Source organism: Peredibacter starrii (genome assembly GCF_034259205.1).
In the GTDB taxonomy this organism is placed as follows: Bacteria; Bdellovibrionota; Bacteriovoracia; order Bacteriovoracales; family Bacteriovoracaceae; genus Peredibacter; species Peredibacter starrii.
In genome coordinates this window covers 2,856,742-2,873,513 of sequence record NZ_CP139487.1, presented here as the reverse complement: position 1 = coordinate 2,873,513, position 16,772 = coordinate 2,856,742, and the positions used below count along the sequence as shown (strand labels likewise).

14 protein-coding genes are annotated in these 16,772 nt (G+C 43.2%); 6 read left to right on the top strand and 8 right to left on the bottom strand.

What is annotated here, in order from left to right; translation table 11 throughout:
- Positions 1-146: 146 nt before the first annotated feature.
- From SOO65_RS14315 to SOO65_RS14305, 3 genes are all read left to right on the top strand, one after another.
- Positions 147-1,793 carry an FAD-dependent oxidoreductase gene (locus SOO65_RS14315; protein ID WP_321391407.1) on the top strand — a complete coding sequence of 549 codons (1,647 nt, stop codon included), beginning with the start codon at positions 147-149 and terminating at the stop codon, positions 1,791-1,793.
- A 75-nt stretch (positions 1,794-1,868) separates the two neighbouring features.
- Complete coding sequence (locus tag SOO65_RS14310) at positions 1,869-2,375, top strand: ORF6N domain-containing protein (protein ID WP_321391404.1); 507 nt, start codon at positions 1,869-1,871, stop codon at positions 2,373-2,375.
- Positions 2,376-2,378: 3 nt separating this feature from the next.
- The gene (locus SOO65_RS14305; protein ID WP_321391401.1) at positions 2,379-2,894 is read left to right on the top strand and encodes an ORF6N domain-containing protein; all 516 of its coding nucleotides are present in this window, start codon (positions 2,379-2,381) and stop codon (positions 2,892-2,894) included.
- On the opposite strand, the gene SOO65_RS14300 is transcribed toward SOO65_RS14305, so the two are convergent.
- The 4 genes from SOO65_RS14300 to SOO65_RS14285 all read right to left on the bottom strand — a co-directional run bounded on the left by SOO65_RS14300 (position 2,878) and on the right by SOO65_RS14285 (position 6,123).
- Positions 2,878-4,113 (bottom strand): adenosine deaminase family protein, encoded by a 1,236-nt coding sequence (locus SOO65_RS14300; protein WP_321391398.1) that lies wholly within the window; start codon positions 4,111-4,113, stop codon positions 2,878-2,880. The genes SOO65_RS14305 and SOO65_RS14300 overlap by 17 nt on opposite strands.
- Before the next feature lie 126 nt (positions 4,114-4,239).
- Positions 4,240-5,220 (bottom strand): deoxyhypusine synthase family protein, encoded by a 981-nt coding sequence (locus SOO65_RS14295; protein ID WP_321391395.1) that lies wholly within the window; start codon positions 5,218-5,220, stop codon positions 4,240-4,242.
- 165 nt (positions 5,221-5,385) lie between these two features.
- Positions 5,386-5,598, bottom strand: coding sequence for a hypothetical protein (locus SOO65_RS14290; protein ID WP_321391391.1), 213 nt, complete (start codon positions 5,596-5,598; stop codon positions 5,386-5,388).
- 12 nt (positions 5,599-5,610) lie between these two features.
- A complete protein-coding gene (locus SOO65_RS14285) occupies positions 5,611-6,123 on the bottom strand; it encodes a pyridoxamine 5'-phosphate oxidase family protein (RefSeq protein ID WP_321391388.1) in 513 nt (170 codons plus the stop codon).
- A gap of 193 nt (positions 6,124-6,316) precedes the next feature.
- On the opposite strand from SOO65_RS14285, the gene SOO65_RS14280 reads away from it, so the two are divergent.
- A complete protein-coding gene (locus tag SOO65_RS14280) occupies positions 6,317-7,720 on the top strand; it encodes a L,D-transpeptidase (RefSeq protein WP_321391385.1) in 1,404 nt (467 codons plus the stop codon).
- Here SOO65_RS14280 and SOO65_RS14275 read toward each other — a convergent pair.
- Genes SOO65_RS14275 through SOO65_RS14265 form a run of 3 tightly spaced genes read right to left on the bottom strand, consistent with a single transcriptional unit; the run spans position 7,717 to position 8,547 of the window.
- Positions 7,717-7,989, bottom strand: coding sequence for a DUF5985 family protein (locus SOO65_RS14275; protein ID WP_321391383.1), 273 nt, complete (start codon positions 7,987-7,989; stop codon positions 7,717-7,719). The two genes, SOO65_RS14280 and SOO65_RS14275, sit on opposite strands and share 4 nt — an antisense overlap.
- Positions 7,990-7,997: 8 nt before the next feature.
- Positions 7,998-8,255, bottom strand: a complete 258-nt coding sequence (locus SOO65_RS14270) for a DUF5985 family protein (protein WP_321391379.1) — start codon at positions 8,253-8,255, stop codon at positions 7,998-8,000.
- A 1-nt stretch (position 8,256) separates the two neighbouring features.
- A complete protein-coding gene (locus tag SOO65_RS14265) occupies positions 8,257-8,547 on the bottom strand; it encodes a hypothetical protein (RefSeq protein WP_321391376.1) in 291 nt (96 codons plus the stop codon).
- A gap of 354 nt (positions 8,548-8,901) precedes the next feature.
- Here SOO65_RS14265 and SOO65_RS14260 point away from each other — a divergent pair, with 354 nt between their 5' ends.
- Both SOO65_RS14260 and SOO65_RS14255 read left to right on the top strand, forming a co-directional pair.
- Positions 8,902-14,271 carry a HAMP domain-containing protein gene (locus tag SOO65_RS14260; RefSeq protein WP_407677015.1) on the top strand — a complete coding sequence of 1,790 codons (5,370 nt, stop codon included), beginning with the start codon at positions 8,902-8,904 and terminating at the stop codon, positions 14,269-14,271.
- On the top strand, positions 14,268-16,376 hold the full coding sequence (locus SOO65_RS14255; protein WP_321391369.1) for a hybrid sensor histidine kinase/response regulator: 2,109 nt from the start codon (positions 14,268-14,270) through the stop codon (positions 16,374-16,376). The genes SOO65_RS14260 and SOO65_RS14255 overlap by 4 nt, the downstream gene beginning before the upstream one ends.
- On the opposite strand, the gene SOO65_RS14250 is transcribed toward SOO65_RS14255, so the two are convergent.
- The gene (locus tag SOO65_RS14250; protein ID WP_321391366.1) at positions 16,327-16,764 is read right to left on the bottom strand and encodes a hypothetical protein; all 438 of its coding nucleotides are present in this window, start codon (positions 16,762-16,764) and stop codon (positions 16,327-16,329) included. The two genes, SOO65_RS14255 and SOO65_RS14250, sit on opposite strands and share 50 nt — an antisense overlap.
- Positions 16,765-16,772: the final 8 nt, after the last annotated feature.

Below are 16,772 nucleotides of genomic sequence, written 5' to 3'. Positions count from 1 at the left end.
TCGAAATTGAAGTAGGTGGAAGAGAGTTTCTGCGATTGCTACAAATCTGTCAAGCACTTGCAGAGCGTTAAAGCGAGAATATCATTGACCGGCCTAAGGTGTATGGTATATCAAACCGCCAAACCCTTCTTCAAAAGTGAATAATAATGAATCGCCGCGAATTCTTCCTGAGCTCTCTTGCTGCAACCTCACTCATGATGCTTCCGCCTTGGGCACGTGCTGGTGAAAAGTCTCTCATGGGTACATTCGGAATGGATGCGACTCTTCAGGATCTGGCCCCTCTACAAAGAGTTCCAAACTTCGCAGGCAGTACAGAAATTGAAGGTGATTTATTTGATGAGGCCCACGAAGTTTTTTGGGCGAAAGACTCTTATATCTCAAAGAAAGGTGGTATCCCGGCAGTGAGCGCACAGTTTGATGTGGTGATCATTGGTGGCGGTATTTCCGGTTTAGCAGCAGCTTACTATTTAGCGGGTAAGAAGATCCTTATCATCGATGGACACACTCGCTTCGGTGGAAATGCAAAAACTCAGCTCTTCGGAAGAAATAATTATGTTTCTCAAGGTGCTGCTTACATCACAATGCCTGAGCAAGGTGATGAGATCGATACATTTCTAAACTCACTAAAAATTAAAAATCTTTTTAGAAAAGTTGAACACGAAGCCGAAGCGGTCAATATGAATGGTCGCTTTATTAACGGTTTTTGGGACGGGGCGACTGATCCTGCTCGTGCAGACGAGTTCCGTTTTGCTCATAAGAAGTTCATGGATGTTTATGAGAACAATTATCCGGAACTTCCAATCTGGGATCCATCTGCGGCAGGAAGAAATCGTTTCAATGCTCTAGATGGAATTCCATTCACAAAATGGATTGAAGCTGAGCTTGGAAATGTTCACCCACATATTATGGAATATATCAGCATGTACTGCTGGTCTTCTTTTGGTGCCTCACCAGAAGAAATCTCGGCAGCTCAAGGTCTGAACTTCCTTTCTTGTGACCTTGCTGGAACACTTGTTCTTCCAGGCGGAAACGGAATCATCGCAGATGCGGTTTTCCAGAATTTAACAAAGAGAAACAATGTAACTTTCCTTAATCATGCTTTCGCCGTTGATGTTCGTTCAGAGGGTGGAAAAGCGGTTGTGTGTTTTAAAAACGGAATGAATCAGCTTCAAACTGTGAGTGCAAAACAATGTATCGTGACTGCACCTAAGATGGTTTCGAAGAAAATTGTAAATGGCATGGATCCAATGCAAGAGAAGGCGATGAATAGCATGCACTATCGCGCTTATCTTGTAGGGAACATCTTCCTTAAGAAGAAAATCCCTTCAATTGGTTACGATATTTTCACGATGAATGGACAAGTTCCAACAAGTGAGTATCAAGACAGCATGAAGCGCGTGTTCGCAGATGTTGTATTTTCTGATTGGGCCGTAAAAGATATGACAGATAAGAGTGTACTCACTCTCTATATGCCACTTCCTTACGAAATGGCCCAGCAGTTTCTCTTTAACCCTGATCTTTACAACAAGTACCTTGAGCGCGTGAAAACGAGAATTGCCCCAATGCTTCCGGGCATGGGTCTAACTTGGAATGACGTCGCAGGAATGCGTCTTGTTCGTTACGGTCATGCTCTTCCAGTTGCTCACATTAATGGTGTTCGCAATGGAATGTTTGAGACGGCCCATAGATCGATTGATAACTGTATCCATTTCTCGAACCAGGACAACTGGGGTAACCCTTGTTTTGAAACGAGCTTTGGATCGACTCTTGGTGTGCTTAGAAGAATTATGTAATTCAATTCTGCTTATTTCCTTCCGGTCTTCATGAGATGACTGGAAGGAATTCTTAAAAGTCTCTATATCCAGAGCATGAAACAAATCGAAAAATTCATTTATACAATTCGTGGTCAGAGAGTGATGTTGGATTCAGATCTGGCGGAGCTTTATGGAGTGGAATTAAAAGTTTTACTTCAGTCAGTTCGAAGGAATTTGGAACGTTTTCCAGAAGACTTCTTATTTGAGTGTGATTCTGGAGAGTTGAAGGATTTGCGGTCACAATTTGTGACCGCAAATCCTTCAACCTCTTGGAATGTCAAAAGAAGAACGATGCCATTTCTATTCACAGAACCAGGCGTTGCAATGCTCTCTAGTGTTCTGAATTCGACACAAGCAATTCAGGTCAACATCTCCATCATTCGCACCTTCATCAAGCTCAGAAGCTTCGTGAGCATGGATAGGTCAACTTCTCATAAAGTCGATGAGCTTGAGAAGAAAACGAATAAGCTCTTTAAAATTGTTTTTGAAAGGATGGACTCTTATGAAGAGGCGGTAACACCAAAGTTACAACCTCATCGAAAGAAGATAGGTCTTAAATAGGGTATGAAACAAATCGAAAAATTCATTTATACAATTCGTGGGCAGAGAGTGATGTTGGATTCGGATCTGGCTGAGCTTTATGGAGTAACCAACAAGCGACTTAGTGAGCAGGTAAGGCGTAATCTCTCTAGGTTCCCATCCGATTTCATGTTCGAATGTGATTTAAGTGAGTTAGACGATTTGCGGTCGCAATTTGCGGCCGCAAATCCGCTAAGTGGTTGGAATACCAAAAGAAGAACAATGCCAATGTTGTTCACAGAAAGTGGCGTGGCCATGCTTTCAACGGTGCTTAATAGTGAGCGCGCCATTCAGGTCAACATCTCCATCATCCGCACTTTTATCAAACTCAGAAGCTTCCTGAGTATGGAAAGCTCTGCCTCAAATAAGGTCGACGAACTCGAAAGAAAGACCAATAAACTTTTTAAAATTGTTTTTGAAAGGATGGATTCTTACGAGGAGGCAGTAACACCAAAGTTACCACCTCATCGAAAGAAAATAGGTCTTAAACGTGATCAATAATTCCGTGTTTCTTCGCCACTTCGTCAAAGTGCTGAACCACTTTCTTCGCCCAGTTACGTTTTTCAATGTACTGGCCAGGGTAGAAGCTCTTCTTAAACCCGTAAGCAACGATATCTTTTAAGTGCTTCGGCTGAATTTCAAAGTTATCCAGAGCAAGTTTGAACTCGCGAGATACTGTCGTATTCGAAACAAGACGGTTATCAGTACAAATTGTTACCGACATACGGTTCTTCAGCATTTCCTTGAAGTAGTGATCTTTGATCGACTTGATTTCAGGGTTTGTTTGAAGGTTTGATGTCAGACACACTTCAATCGTTGTGCGTTTATCAGCAACGAAAGTAATGAGGTCATTCAGATACTTCTTCTTGTCCGTTACAGCTGGATCAACAATCTTATTTTCGTCGAACAAGTAGTAACCGTGACCGATACGGTCAGCGTGACACTCAGTAATCGCTTGGAAAATACTTTCTGCACCGTAAGCTTCACCTGCGTGAACAGTCTTGTGCATGAAGTTCTTATGAGCGTAATCGTAAACTGTCTTGAATTTCCCTGGTGGGTAACCAGATTCCTGGCCCGCTAGATCGATACCAACGATAGGAATACCTTTCTCATCGCGGATTTTAACAGCGGCCTTCACCATCTGAAGAGCACCGGCCTGAAGAACTTCCATCTCTCTCGAGTACTCCATCGATTTGAAGAATCGAGTGTAGAAGGGAGAGTAGCCTTTAGGGCCGAACTTTCTCATGGCACAGCTAATGATCCCGTAATGGAATTCTGGCTTAGAGCCGTTCTTCACTTCAGGACGATTGTTGTATTCCTTTTTAGCGCGTTCTAGACCCTTATACGTGGCCTCAAGAACCGTCTCCATGGTCAGACCATTTTCAACGTCCACTAAAAGCTGAGGAGCAAAACGTGGTTCGATATAAACCACACCTTCATTTTGGTTATCGACCGCAAGTTCGTAAGAGGCCTGCTCGATGTTCTCGAGATCTCTTAGGGCCGAACAAGTGTACTGAAAACCGTGAAGGTAATCTGGAAGACTTTCGTAAGTGTCTTTGAACACCAACTCGCGAAGACCAGCTTCAGTGAAAGAGGGAAGGTTAATTTTTAGTTTTTTCGCCATTTCGATCAGAGAAGGAATTCTCAGTGATCCGTCCAAGTGCAAATGCAAATCGGACTTTGGCATTTCTTTGATAAAAGCGTCTGTGTATTTAGTCATCTTCCTAAGGTACAGGACTTGAGAGGAGATGAGCAAGCGATTAAGGGCTAAATTATTGGATTCAGTTAGTCAAAATTCCAATCAGAAAACACGGGACCAATGAAGGTCCCGTGTTTGTTTAGAAATTTACCAGCCTAGGATGTGGGCGAACATTAGAGGAGCAACAATAGTCGCATCCGACTCTACGATGAAGCTTGGAGTTTCTTTTGAAAGTTTCCCCCAAGTGATCTTCTCGTTTGGTACCGCACCTGAGTACGAACCATATGAAGTTGTTGAATCAGAAATCTGACAGAAGTAACCCCAAAGACGGATATCATCTTTCTCAAGGTCCTGACGGATCATTGGAACAACACAAATCGGGAAGTCACCAGCGATACCGCCACCGATTTGGAAGAAACCGATTGAGCTTGTTTCGGCCGTTTTCATGTACCACTCAGCTAGAGAAGTCATGTATTCGATACCAGTTCTTACTGTGTGAACGTTCTTCACTTCGCCACGCATGCAGAATGAAGCATACATGTTACCAAGAGTTGAATCTTCCCAACCAGGAACTACCATTGGGATGTTCTTTTCAGCAGCGGCCAGCATCCAAGAGTTTTTCGGATCGATTTGGTAATCGTTCTTGAATTTACCTTTTAGAAGAGCACGGTAGAAGAATTCGTGAGGGAAACAACGTTCGCCTTTCGCTTCTGCTTCTGCCCATTCGTTGGCCATAACTGCCCAGATTTTTCTCATAGCAGCTTCTTCTGGAATACAAGTATCAGTTACGCGGTTAAGGTGACGGTCGTAAAGATCTTGCTCAGCTTCTTTTGTAAGGGCACGCCAGTCAGGGATGCGCTCATAGTGCTCGTGAGCGACAAGGTTATAAATATCTTCTTCAAGGTTTGCACCTGTACATGAGATCGCATGTACTTTTCCGTTACGGATCATTTCAGCAAGTGAAAGGCCAAGCTCAGCAGTCGACATAGCTCCTGCAAGTGTTACCATCATTTTACCACCAGAAGCGATGTGAGCTTCATAAGCTTTAGTAGCGTCCATCATCGCAGCAGCGTTGAAGTGACGGTAGTGGTGATCCATAAATTGAGAAACAGGTCCTTTAGTTGTCATATTGACTCTCTAATATTTCCGGCTAAGAGGCCGGGGCTCATTCATGTAGAATTGGCCGCTATTTCATGCAATTTCGCACAGGTCGTCAAGAGGGGAATCTGAGAAAAAAAGCCCCCTACAAGAGGGGGCCACAAGGTATCCAATAGTTGGAAAAGAAGGGTAAATTTAATACTGACGAAGATCCTCGGCAGACTTAGAAATATGCCCAGGAGGATCACTCGCTGGGAAGCTTTCTTCGATGGCCTCATCCAGTTTTTCATCATCGGACATTAGCTGAGAAGTATCTTCTTTGCGAGTCGCCTCAGGATGATAAGTGCCCTTTTCGTTGGGCTTAATCATGTCTCGAAACTTCACAATCATTTCTTGTATAAAACTCATAACCACCTCACTTTAGTGTCTGATCTCAATATGCTGACTTTTAGTCGCATTTTGAGAAAGAGGTTTTCCTGTCACTGCTGATTTCACCATACCTACCATTTGAACCATTTTACTGGATGGTGAGTCCCATATTTCTGCGCTCTCAATCTTCACACTGATCAGAGAGATTTCGGGGTCCATAAGACCTTCCGGAAACCACGCCTTTAGAGTTGGAGTCCAGAGTTCTTGCATCTTACTTCGATCCTCGACGATATTCGCTCTGCCTGAAACAGAAACATAGCGCTGCTTACTAGGATTGGCGTAGGCGAGGTTCACATGCTGATCTTTCTCGATACAGTGATTTTTATGGGATGTTTTCTTTGAGAAAAACCAGAGCGTACCATCAAAGTTTTTTTCGTCTAATTTTTGGGTTGCCATCGGACGACTATGAATTGAGCCGTCATCACTAACTGTTGTCAGCATAGTGAACTGGATGTCGCTGATAAGACCTGCCAGCCGCTCCAAATCCATTTCCATATTACTCATAACCACTCCTTGGTTAATTTTCTTCCATTTATTCTACTCTCTTTGCTTCAGAATGAATTCTGGCCCGCATGAGAGGGGGAAAAGTAATTCCTTCAGTCAGGTGTCTAAAGTTTAGACACCTCTTCCCCCTCTAATTTTGAGCTGGTTTGGCATCAATATTGAATTTAACCGCTCAAACATTGGGGTAGTAAATATGAAACATTTGCTGATGATTGCACTTCTTTTGTCTGCTAACGCTGTTTGGTCAAGAAGAGGACCAATTCCGCACGAGCGTACAGATACCCCTAAAATGAAAAACACTACGACTGGCCGGTTTCTTTATCTAGGTGACGTACCTAAGTTTGAAGGAAATGAGTTAGAGATCACTATTTCTAAAATTCTTCTCACTGCCCGTGTAACGGCCCATGTAAATCAAGGTCGTATTAATACTTACGCTAACCAATTATTCATGCGCTGGAAGGCGATTAATGATGCTTCTACTGATCCGGCCTTCTCATTTCACCCACTGGTTAAAATTAGCAAACTGGCCGAAGACAAGCCTCTTAATACCCGAGCTTGGGCCAAGATCGCTGAACAATATTCTTCACACATCCTGGATGGCCAGGAAGGCATTTACCTCGATAAGCGTAATGAGAAGAACTATGTAAGCAATCAACAAGAAGATGAGTATGAGAACTTGATCTCTGAGGCCCACTTCAAATACTTATTTGATACAAATGAAAGACCTGAAGATGTTATTAATGATAATGCTAAACTTGAACAGCTTCTTTCTGAGCAAAATTCACAAAGACTTTTCAAAAAGCACATGGGTCACTTGTATACAGCAAGCTCGGATAGAGCGGGCTATTCTGGCTATCTGACTTTTGTATATCCGATTGCTGCGACAGTTGAAGGTCCATTTGATCAGCCAAAAGAACAAACAACTGATCTTAAAACAGCTGAATCAATTGAAGCTCGTTGGTGGTCAGATAAATGGAAAGATGAGTTTGGTGGTTTCCCGTTCCTACTCATTGAATGGAGTGGTGTGGCCTTCCATGGTCCGATCACAAACTATTCACCAATGGACGTTTGGTACTTACGTCGTGGTTATGTGTCTCACGGCTGCCACCGTATGGATTCATCAGACATTCTGGAGCTTCGTGCCCTAATGCCGGCCGATCTTAAAAAGGCCGCGAACAAGATTAAAGTGACTGTACTTGATTACTTTGACGTTACTGATTGGAACAAAGATGGTGTAGTTGAGGCCATTGACGTGAAGTACTATAACATTCCTGGTTCTATCGCCGTACCGAAAGGCAAAACGATCGATGAGGCGATTGCCCCGTACTTAGTGGAAAATCAAAAATCAAGATTTATCAATGCTAACCAGTACGCTGAAAAGTTTTATACTAAAGCGACTGATACTCTGAAGAACATTCCTAAGTATGAGATCGTTAATAAAAAACTTACTCGCAACGGAACACATTCAGAAGTTGGCCTTTACCGCTTTGACTATCGTCCAAACCGCATCATTCAGTATACTGAGGCCGGTTATAAGCTTATGGGCTTTGACGATACCTTCGGGAAATATCCGCCAAAGTATTTCCAGAAATACTAAGAAGAGGATTCCTGGTTCTTACGATAGATTGCAATAATAATTAATGAGTAGGCCCCCAATCGAATTAAGTAGATGAGGGGGCTTATTTCTTTTGCTCCACCAATGTAACCCAACAGCAATCTCTCAAACGACATAAGGAAGAATGCATACGAAAAGAAAAGAAAGAGTTTGTCATAAGTCTTTTTCCAAAACTTCCAAAAGAAAAGACCCGTCATCAGAGTCCCCATCATAATGACACCTGAAAAAAATGAATATGGTGGTAAATGCATATTGGCTCCTAAGTCTCTTCTTTAATTAAACCATACACCATGAGTATGATTGCAATCGTCCCCGGAATTGTTCTGATCGTAGACATATCTATATTATGAACGACTTTTTCATCCAGAAATAAAAGTATGTTGTTCAGAGTAAATCCGGTGAAGGCAATCGCACACCAAAAGAGCAATCGAAAACGATTTTCTTTGTAGGCCCGGAAAAGAAGAAGCGCACAAACAAAGCTAGTAATTGCACAAAGAATGTAAACCGCCGATGCCATATTAGTCCTTTTTGATTTTGAAGGCGTTGGCAAAGCTCTTCAATTTGTCTTGGGGCTTGTCGTAAATACAAGTAACGACCGCCACTGGTTTGTCGTGATAAAGAATAAAAAGTGTTTTTATTAATTCGTGATGCTCTTTAGGTGAATAAAAGAAAAAACGCTTCTCATCGACTTTAATAAGTCCTTTTTGTTCCAGGTCCTCTAATTGAATTGTTGCTGCAGTCACATTACTTCGAAGTTCTTTGCTCACATGTTGAGCGTCCCATTTCTTCTCTGGTGATGAAAACAACATTAAGAGAACCTCAAGATGAGAAATTGAATCGATGTATTCAATTAAGAACGATTTAATTTCTAAAGGTAACCTTGAGGTAGGCAAAATAAGTCTCCTTTCACTCTCAAAAAAACTTTTCGCGAGTCATTTTTCTTACTTGTCGCAATCTTGAATCATCTATACAAACGGTCATCAAAATTAAGAACAATTAAGAGATCTCATTTGTTCTTAAATTAATTGAGATCATTTTTCAAATTATTATTAGGAGTAAAATTCGTGAGAACGAAAACCTCTAGTACAAAATCAAGCAAGAAAGTTAACGTTACTCCTTCTGTCGTTTCAAGAAAACGTAATGATGATTTCTCTTCTAAAGTCGTGCGACGTACTTCTCGTGCTTATCAGGACGAATCTGAAAGAGAACAATTAAAGCAAATCCTTCTTATGGTTAAGGCCATTCGCAGCGGAGAGTTTTCGATGCGTCTGGAGATGGAGAACGATACTCTTCTAGGCGATATCGCCGATGTTCTCAATGATATCAATGAAATTAATTATAATATGGCGAACGAATTTGTTCGCGTGGGTCGCATCGTTGGTAAAGAAGGAAAGATGACTGAGCGTGTGACCATCGGCTCTATTAAAGGAGCATGGTCTACAAGTGTTGATTCAGTTAACACCTTAATTACCGATCTGGTTCAGCCAACAACTGAAGCCGCGAGAGTAATTACAGCGGTGGCAAAGGGTGACCTTTCACAAAAGATGGTGATGGAGATCGAAGGTCAGCCACTAAAAGGTGAATTTGCGCGAATTGGTATTACAGTAAATACCATGGTGGACCAGCTGAACTCTTTCGCGAGCGAGGTTACTCGTGTGGCGAAAGAGGTGGGTACTGAAGGGAAGCTGGGTGGTCAGGCCGAAGTAAAAGGTGTTTCTGGAACCTGGAAAGATCTGACAGATAACGTGAACGTTCTCGCCGGTAACCTTACAGCTCAGGTGCGAAACATTGCAAAGGTGACAACTGCCGTTGCTAAAGGTGATCTTTCTCAGAAAATTACCGTAGATGCCCGTGGGGAAATTTATGAACTAAAAACAACCATCAACGTCATGGTGGATCAACTTTCATCTTTTGCGGCCGAGGTTACTCGTGTGGCAAAAGAAGTGGGTACAGAAGGCCGTCTTGGTGGTCAGGCAGATGTAAAAGGTGTGTCCGGTACATGGAAAGATCTAACTGATAATGTGAATGGTCTGGCGAACAATCTAACAGCTCAGGTACGTAACATCGCCAAAGTAACAACGGCGGTTGCAAACGGTGACTTGTCACAGAAAATTACCGTAGATGCCCGAGGTGAGATTCTTGAACTTAAAAATACCATCAACACCATGGTGGACACACTTCGTTCATTCTCTGCCGAGGTTACTCGTGTGGCGAAAGAAGTAGGTAGTGAAGGTAAGCTGGGTGGCCAGGCGGATGTAAAAGGTGTGAGTGGTACTTGGAAAGATTTGACCGACAACGTGAATGGTCTAGCAGGAAACCTAACTGCACAAGTACGTAACATCGCGAAGGTAACAACGGCGGTTGCGAAAGGTGACCTTTCTCAGAAGATTACAGTAGATGCTAAGGGTGAAATCTTAGAACTAAAAAATACCATCAACATCATGGTGGATCAGCTGAACTCATTTGCGGCAGAGGTAACTCGTGTGGCTAAAGAAGTGGGGACAGAAGGAAAACTGGGTGGACAGGCCGAAGTGAAAGGTGTTTCTGGTACATGGAAAGACCTGACTGATAATGTGAACGTTCTCGCTGGTAACTTAACTGACCAAGTACGTAACATCGCGAAAGTGACAACCGCGGTTGCTAACGGTGACTTGTCTCAAAAGATTACGGTAGATGCTAAGGGTGAAATCTTCGAACTTAAGAATACCATTAACGTCATGGTGGATCAGCTGAACTCATTTGCGGCCGAGGTGACTCGTGTGGCGAAAGAAGTGGGTACCGAAGGAAAACTTGGCGGACAAGCCGATGTAAAAGGTGTGTCTGGTACATGGAAAGATCTAACTGATAATGTGAATGGTCTAGCTGGAAACCTTACCGATCAGGTACGTAACATTGCGAAGGTGACAACGGCGGTAGCTAAAGGTGACTTGTCTCAAAAGATTACCGTAGATGCAAAAGGTGAAATCTTAGAACTTAAAAACACCATCAATACCATGGTGGATCAGCTCAATACATTCGCCGGCGAGGTAACTCGTGTGGCGAAAGAAGTGGGGTCGGAAGGTAAGTTAGGTGGTCAGGCCGAAGTAAAAGGCGTGTCTGGTACTTGGAAAGATCTAACTGATAACGTGAACTCACTTGCATCAAACCTTACCAACCAGGTACGTAACATCGCGAAGGTGACGACTGCGGTTGCTCAAGGTGACTTATCACAAAAGATCACAGTAGATGCCAAAGGCGAAATTTACGAATTGAAAAATACCATCAACGTAATGGTGGATCAGCTTAACTCGTTTGCTGCCGAGGTAACTCGAGTGGCGAAGGAAGTGGGTACCGAAGGACGTCTTGGTGGTCAGGCAGATGTAAAAGGTGTGTCTGGTACCTGGAAAGATCTGACTGATAACGTGAACGTTCTGGCGGGTAACCTTACTAACCAGGTACGTAACATCGCAAAAGTAACAACTGCGGTAGCGAAAGGTGACTTATCACAAAAAATCACCGTAGATGCTAAAGGCGAGATCCTTGAACTTAAAAATACCATCAACACCATGGTGGATCAGCTCAATACATTTGCCGGCGAGGTAACTCGTGTGGCGAAAGAAGTGGGTACAGAAGGTCGTCTGGGTGGACAAGCTGAAGTGAAAGGCGTGTCGGGTACTTGGAAAGATCTTACTGATAATGTGAACTCACTAGCTGGTAACCTGACTGCGCAAGTTCGTAACATCGCCAAGGTGACGACTGCGGTGGCCCAAGGTGACTTATCACAAAAAATTACGGTTGATGCCAAGGGCGAGATCCTCGAACTTAAAAATACCATCAATACCATGGTGGATCAGCTGAACTCATTTGCCGCCGAGGTAACTCGAGTGGCGAAAGAAGTGGGTACCGAAGGAAAACTAGGTGGTCAGGCAGACGTAAAAGGTGTGTCTGGTACTTGGAAAGACCTGACTGATAACGTGAACTTCATGGCCGGTAACCTCACTAAGCAAGTGCGAGGTATCGTGAAGGTTGTGACCGCGGTAGCAAACGGTGACTTGAACCAGAAATTCGTTCTTGAAGCCAAAGGTGAAGTTGCGGCCCTTGCGGAGACGATCAACAACATGACCGACACTCTTAGAACATTTGCGGATCAGGTGTCGACGGTTGCTCGTGAGGTAGGTATCGAAGGTAAACTTGGAGCACAGGCGCGTGTGCCTGGTGTGGCCGGTACTTGGAAAGATTTAACTGATAACGTGAATTTCATGGCATCTAACCTTACTAAGCAAGTGCGAGGTATCGTAAAAGTTGTGACCGCGGTCGCAAATGGTGACCTGAACCAGAAATTCGTACTTGAAGCGAAAGGGGAAGTGGCGGCCCTTGCTGAAACAATTAACAGCATGACTGACACTCTTCGAACTTTTGCGGATCAGGTAACAACCACTGCGAGAGAAGTAGGTATTGAAGGTAAACTGGGTGGACAAGCGAAAGTTCCAGGTGCGGCCGGTACTTGGAAAGATTTGACTGACAACGTGAACCAACTTGCCGGAAATCTAACAACTCAGATCCGTGCCATTGCTGAAGTATCAACTGCGGTGACGGAAGGGGATTTAACTCGATCAATTACCGTAGAAGCTCAGGGTGAGGTTGCTGCCCTAAAAGATAATATTAACCAGATGATTGGTAACTTGAAAGATACAACTGATAAGAACCACGAGCAAGACTGGTTAAAAACAAACCTCGCTAAATTTGCGAGTATGATGCAAGGTCAGAGATCAATAAGCTCTGTGGCCCAGCTGATTATGTCTGAGTTGACTCCGCTTGTGGATGCCCAACAAGGTACGTTCTTCCTGATGGATCAGGACAATAAACCAGAACCAATTCTTTCAATGATTGCGAGCTATGCTTTCACTGAAAGGAAAAACTTCCAAAACCACTATAAATTACGCGAAAGCCTGGTCGGACAATGTGCATTTGAAAAGAAAAAGATTCTGGTAAATAAAGCACCAAATGATTATGTCTATGTGGCATCAAGCTTAGGTGAAACGAAGCCAGTAAATATCATTGTACTTCCAATTCTGTTCGAGGGTGAAGTGAAGGCCGTGATTGAACTTGCTTCGATCCATTCATTCTCACATAACTACCTCAACTTCCTTGATCAGCTTGTGACAAGTATCGGGGTAGTATTGAACATGATCGCTTCTTCAATGAGAACAGAAGAACTTCTTATTGAACTTAAGAAGTCGAACTCTGAACTTGAAGCTCAAGCAAAAGAACTTGAAGAAAAAGCGAAACTTCTTGAAATTAAGAACCAGGAAGTGGAGCTTGCCTCTCACTCAGTGGAAGAGAAGGCCGAGCAGCTTTCACTTATCTCAAAATATAAGTCCGAGTTCCTGGCCAATATGTCCCACGAGCTTAGAACTCCGCTGAATAGCTTGTTAATTTTATCTAAGATGTTATCTGAGAACCGTGAAACGAATATGACAGATGAGCAAGTGAAGTTCGCTCAAACAATCTATTCTTCGGGGTGTGATCTTCTTGCATTGATTAATGAAATCCTGGATCTTTCGAAAGTTGAAGCAGGGAAAATGCCAATCGTTCCTCGTGATGTGAGAGTGCCGGAGATTTCTGAGTACCTCGAGCATAGCTTCCGTCCGGTTGCAAATCACAAAGGCATTGGCTTCGTGATTGACGCCACAGATGAAGTTAAAACTCTCGTGGTGAATACCGATGTAACGAGAGTTCAGCAGATTCTTAAAAATCTTCTTTCTAATGCCTTTAAGTTTACTGAGCACGGTAAGGTGACTTTGAAAATTCATCAGGCCAACGTAAAAGGTGAGCAGGCACTGGTGTTTGCTGTAACTGATACGGGAATTGGTATCCCGAAAGAAAAGCAGAGCCTGATTTTTGAGGCCTTCCAGCAGGCCGACGGTACGACAAACCGTAAGTATGGTGGGACTGGTTTGGGTCTAACAATCAGCCGTCAAATTGCTCGACTCCTTGGTGGTAGCATTGAAGTGCAGAGTACACCCGGAGTTGGAAGTACATTCACACTCTATCTACCAGTGCATTACCGTGGTCAAGAAGGTGTTCCTATTGAAACTTTGCCTGAAAAAGTAGAGATCATTGAAGAGGCCCCAGTACTACCTGTAAATGCAGATTTCAATGATAAGAAGGTTCTGGTGATTGATGACGACATGAGAAACATCTTTGCCATTACGGTCATTCTAGAGAGACGCGGTATGGAAGTTCTTTATGCTGATAATGGTCGCGCCGGGATTGAAAAATTAAAAGAGAATCCAGATGTAGATGTGATCCTGATGGATATCATGATGCCTGAGATGGGTGGAATTGAGGCCACTCAAGAGATTCGCACAATGCAGGAGTTCAAAGATCTTCCAATTATCACCCTCACTGCAAAAGCGATGAAGGGAGATCGTGAGAAGTGTCTTGAAGCAGGAGCGACAGATTATATTACGAAGCCGGTGGACACGGATAATCTCCTGGCCATCATGCATAAATGGATGAAGAAAAATCCTTCAGTAAGCTTGGGGCAATGAAAAAAGTAAATATCCTGGTCGTTGATGATAGGCCCGAAGGTGTTATGGCGGTTCAAGCTGTTTTGAATTCGCCTAACTACAATGTGGTGACCTCGAGCTCGGGCAATGATGCCTTAAAACATCTTCTACAGATGGAATTTGCCGTCATTCTACTGGATGTTCAAATGCCGGGAATGAACGGCTTTGAAACGGCCTCTATCATTAAGACCCGAGAGAAGAGTAAGGATATTCCTATTATCTTTATGTCGGCCGTGAGTCAGGATGAGCAATATGTTTACCAAGGTTATGGTGTCGGTGCGATTGATTATCTTTTGAAGCCCTTTGATCCATATATTCTAAGATCGAAGGTTGCGATCTTCGTTGATATCTTTCGTAAGAATCAGCTCATTAAAGATCAGGCACAAAAGCTTCATGAAAATGAGCAGAAGGCCCATGCAGAGAAAATTGATCGCATGGAGATGGAGAATCTTCGCCGTTATCAATATCTCGCCGATTCGATTCCACAAATTGTTTTCCGGTTACTTCCTAATGGTGAGTACGAATACTTCAATAAGGTATGGTACGAATACACGGGATTAAGTGCTGAAAAGAGTGAGGGACTTGCCTGGAAAGATGTTATCCATCCGGATGATTTGCAAGAACTCATGAATCTCTTTAGAGATGGAACTGATGCATTGGTCACAGAATGCCGTATCCTTAATCACAAAGGGGAATTCCGCTGGCACCTCGTTCGTATTCAAGCGGAACGTTATTTTAATCCAAAAGAAATTAGTTCCTGGTTGGGAACTGCCACGGATATTGAAGATCGAAAACGTGAAGAAGAAATGCAGAAGTTTCTTGCTAACGCCGGTGAGTTACTGGTTTCGACTCTTGATTATCGTTTAACACTTCAATCCATTACTAAACTTGCTGTACCGTATCTGGCCGATTGGTGTGCCTTTGATATCGTGGGCGAAAATGGCCAATTAGAAAATCTCGTGATCACTCATAAGGATCCGCAAAAACAGCAAATTGCGGTTAAACTTCACGATAAATACCTCTGTCGGGCCGATAGTGAAGTTGGTGCTGCCAAGGTCATTAAAACTGGTCAGTACATTGTCTTTAATGACATTGATCAAGAGCTCATTCAAAATACCTCTATCGACGAGGAACAAAAGCAGCTTTCGACCGAACTTGCAGCAACTGCTGCCTTAGTCGTGCCTCTTAAACTTCATGGTAAAGTCCTGGGCGCATTAACTTTTGCGGTTTCAGGGAATCGTATGATTTATGATCAGTATTTTATCGATACAGCGGAAGAACTGGCTAAACGTGTTTCGCTGGCCTTTGAAAATTCTAAGCTTTACCGCATCTCTCAAGAGGCGATTGAAGTGCGTAATGAGTTTCTTTCAATCGCGTCTCATGAATTAAATACTCCGATTACTTCTCTAAAACTTCAGCTACAGATGGTTCGCAAAACTCTGCTTGCGGCCAAAGATGGTCAATTTCCAATGGATCGTTTCACAAAGTCGGTAGACGCTTCTGTGAAACAGGTCGATCGTTTAATTAACCTGGTTCAAATCCTTTTAGATGTTTCTCGCATTCAGTCGGGTCGTTTTACCTTCAACTTTGAAGAAATGAACGCGCAGGATGTGGTTAAAGAGGTCTACGAGAGGCATAAAGAAATTCTTCAAAACTCAGGTTGTTCATTGGAAATGAACCTAGGTGAAAATATCCCTGTGGTTTGGGACAAAATCCGAATCGAGCAAGTGATCACAAATCTTCTTACCAATACCATTAAATACGCTCCGGGGGTGGTGGAGTTAAAAATGGAAGAGCTGGATGATGAGGTCATTATCACGGTTAAAGATCATGGTAAGGGAATTCCTGAGCATAAACTCAAAACGATCTTTGAGCGCTTTGAGCGGGCCACGACAAATGAAAGTGTAAGTGGTTTAGGACTAGGACTTTTCATTGTAAAACAAATTGTCGAAGGTCACATGGGCCGAATTGAAGTTAAGTCGATTCCTGAAGAGGGCACGACTTTTAAAGTGATTTTACCAAAAGATGTGAACGAAGCTATGGAGCATCGCCAAGCTGAACCGTCTTCGGAGAATCAGTATCACTAATTGATTTACCAGTTTTGGCGTCAATGATGTGTTGGTGATTCATTTCGTAAATCCATCCTAGTTTTGGATCCTTCTCCAAAGACCAATGTCCCTCAGGTTTTACTCCACTTTCTTGAAGCTTTTGCGCAGCCGAGCTAAGCGATATCATTCCCTCACCAGGCTCAAGCTCATCTCCCTTATTGAGATTGTCACCTGATGCCTCTTCAAAACTCCCATTTCTTCTAAATTCGATTTTGATTTTAGTTCCGGCAAGAGACTTGATGGTGAAGTCCCGACCTTGTTGCAGATCCACTTTGCCTCTAGGGACCATGGAGAGGGCAATTGTATCAGGCACAACGGCGTGGGCCGAAATTGAAATAACGGTTAGAACAAGTGCGAGGCCCTTCATTGGATCTC

Excerpts from the sequence above, each read along its gene's own strand:
- SOO65_RS14310 (WP_321391404.1), top strand. The coding sequence starts at position 1,869 with ATGAAACAAATCGAAAAATTCATTTATACAATTCGTGGTCAGAGAGTG.
- SOO65_RS14315 (WP_321391407.1), top strand. The coding sequence starts at position 147 with ATGAATCGCCGCGAATTCTTCCTGAGCTCTCTTGCTGCAACCTCACTC.
- SOO65_RS14280 (WP_321391385.1), top strand. The coding sequence starts at position 6,317 with ATGAAACATTTGCTGATGATTGCACTTCTTTTGTCTGCTAACGCTGTT.
- SOO65_RS14300 (WP_321391398.1), bottom strand. The coding sequence starts at position 4,113 with ATGACTAAATACACAGACGCTTTTATCAAAGAAATGCCAAAGTCCGAT.
- SOO65_RS14275 (WP_321391383.1), bottom strand. The coding sequence starts at position 7,989 with ATGCATTTACCACCATATTCATTTTTTTCAGGTGTCATTATGATGGGG.
- SOO65_RS14285 (WP_321391388.1), bottom strand. The coding sequence starts at position 6,123 with ATGAGTAATATGGAAATGGATTTGGAGCGGCTGGCAGGTCTTATCAGC.
- SOO65_RS14265 (WP_321391376.1), bottom strand. The coding sequence starts at position 8,547 with ATGTTGTTTTCATCACCAGAGAAGAAATGGGACGCTCAACATGTGAGC.
- SOO65_RS14305 (WP_321391401.1), top strand. The coding sequence starts at position 2,379 with ATGAAACAAATCGAAAAATTCATTTATACAATTCGTGGGCAGAGAGTG.
- SOO65_RS14290 (WP_321391391.1), bottom strand. The coding sequence starts at position 5,598 with ATGAGTTTTATACAAGAAATGATTGTGAAGTTTCGAGACATGATTAAG.
- SOO65_RS14270 (WP_321391379.1), bottom strand. The coding sequence starts at position 8,255 with ATGGCATCGGCGGTTTACATTCTTTGTGCAATTACTAGCTTTGTTTGT.
- SOO65_RS14255 (WP_321391369.1), top strand. The coding sequence starts at position 14,268 with ATGAAAAAAGTAAATATCCTGGTCGTTGATGATAGGCCCGAAGGTGTT.
- SOO65_RS14295 (WP_321391395.1), bottom strand. The coding sequence starts at position 5,220 with ATGACAACTAAAGGACCTGTTTCTCAATTTATGGATCACCACTACCGT.
- SOO65_RS14250 (WP_321391366.1), bottom strand. The coding sequence starts at position 16,764 with ATGAAGGGCCTCGCACTTGTTCTAACCGTTATTTCAATTTCGGCCCAC.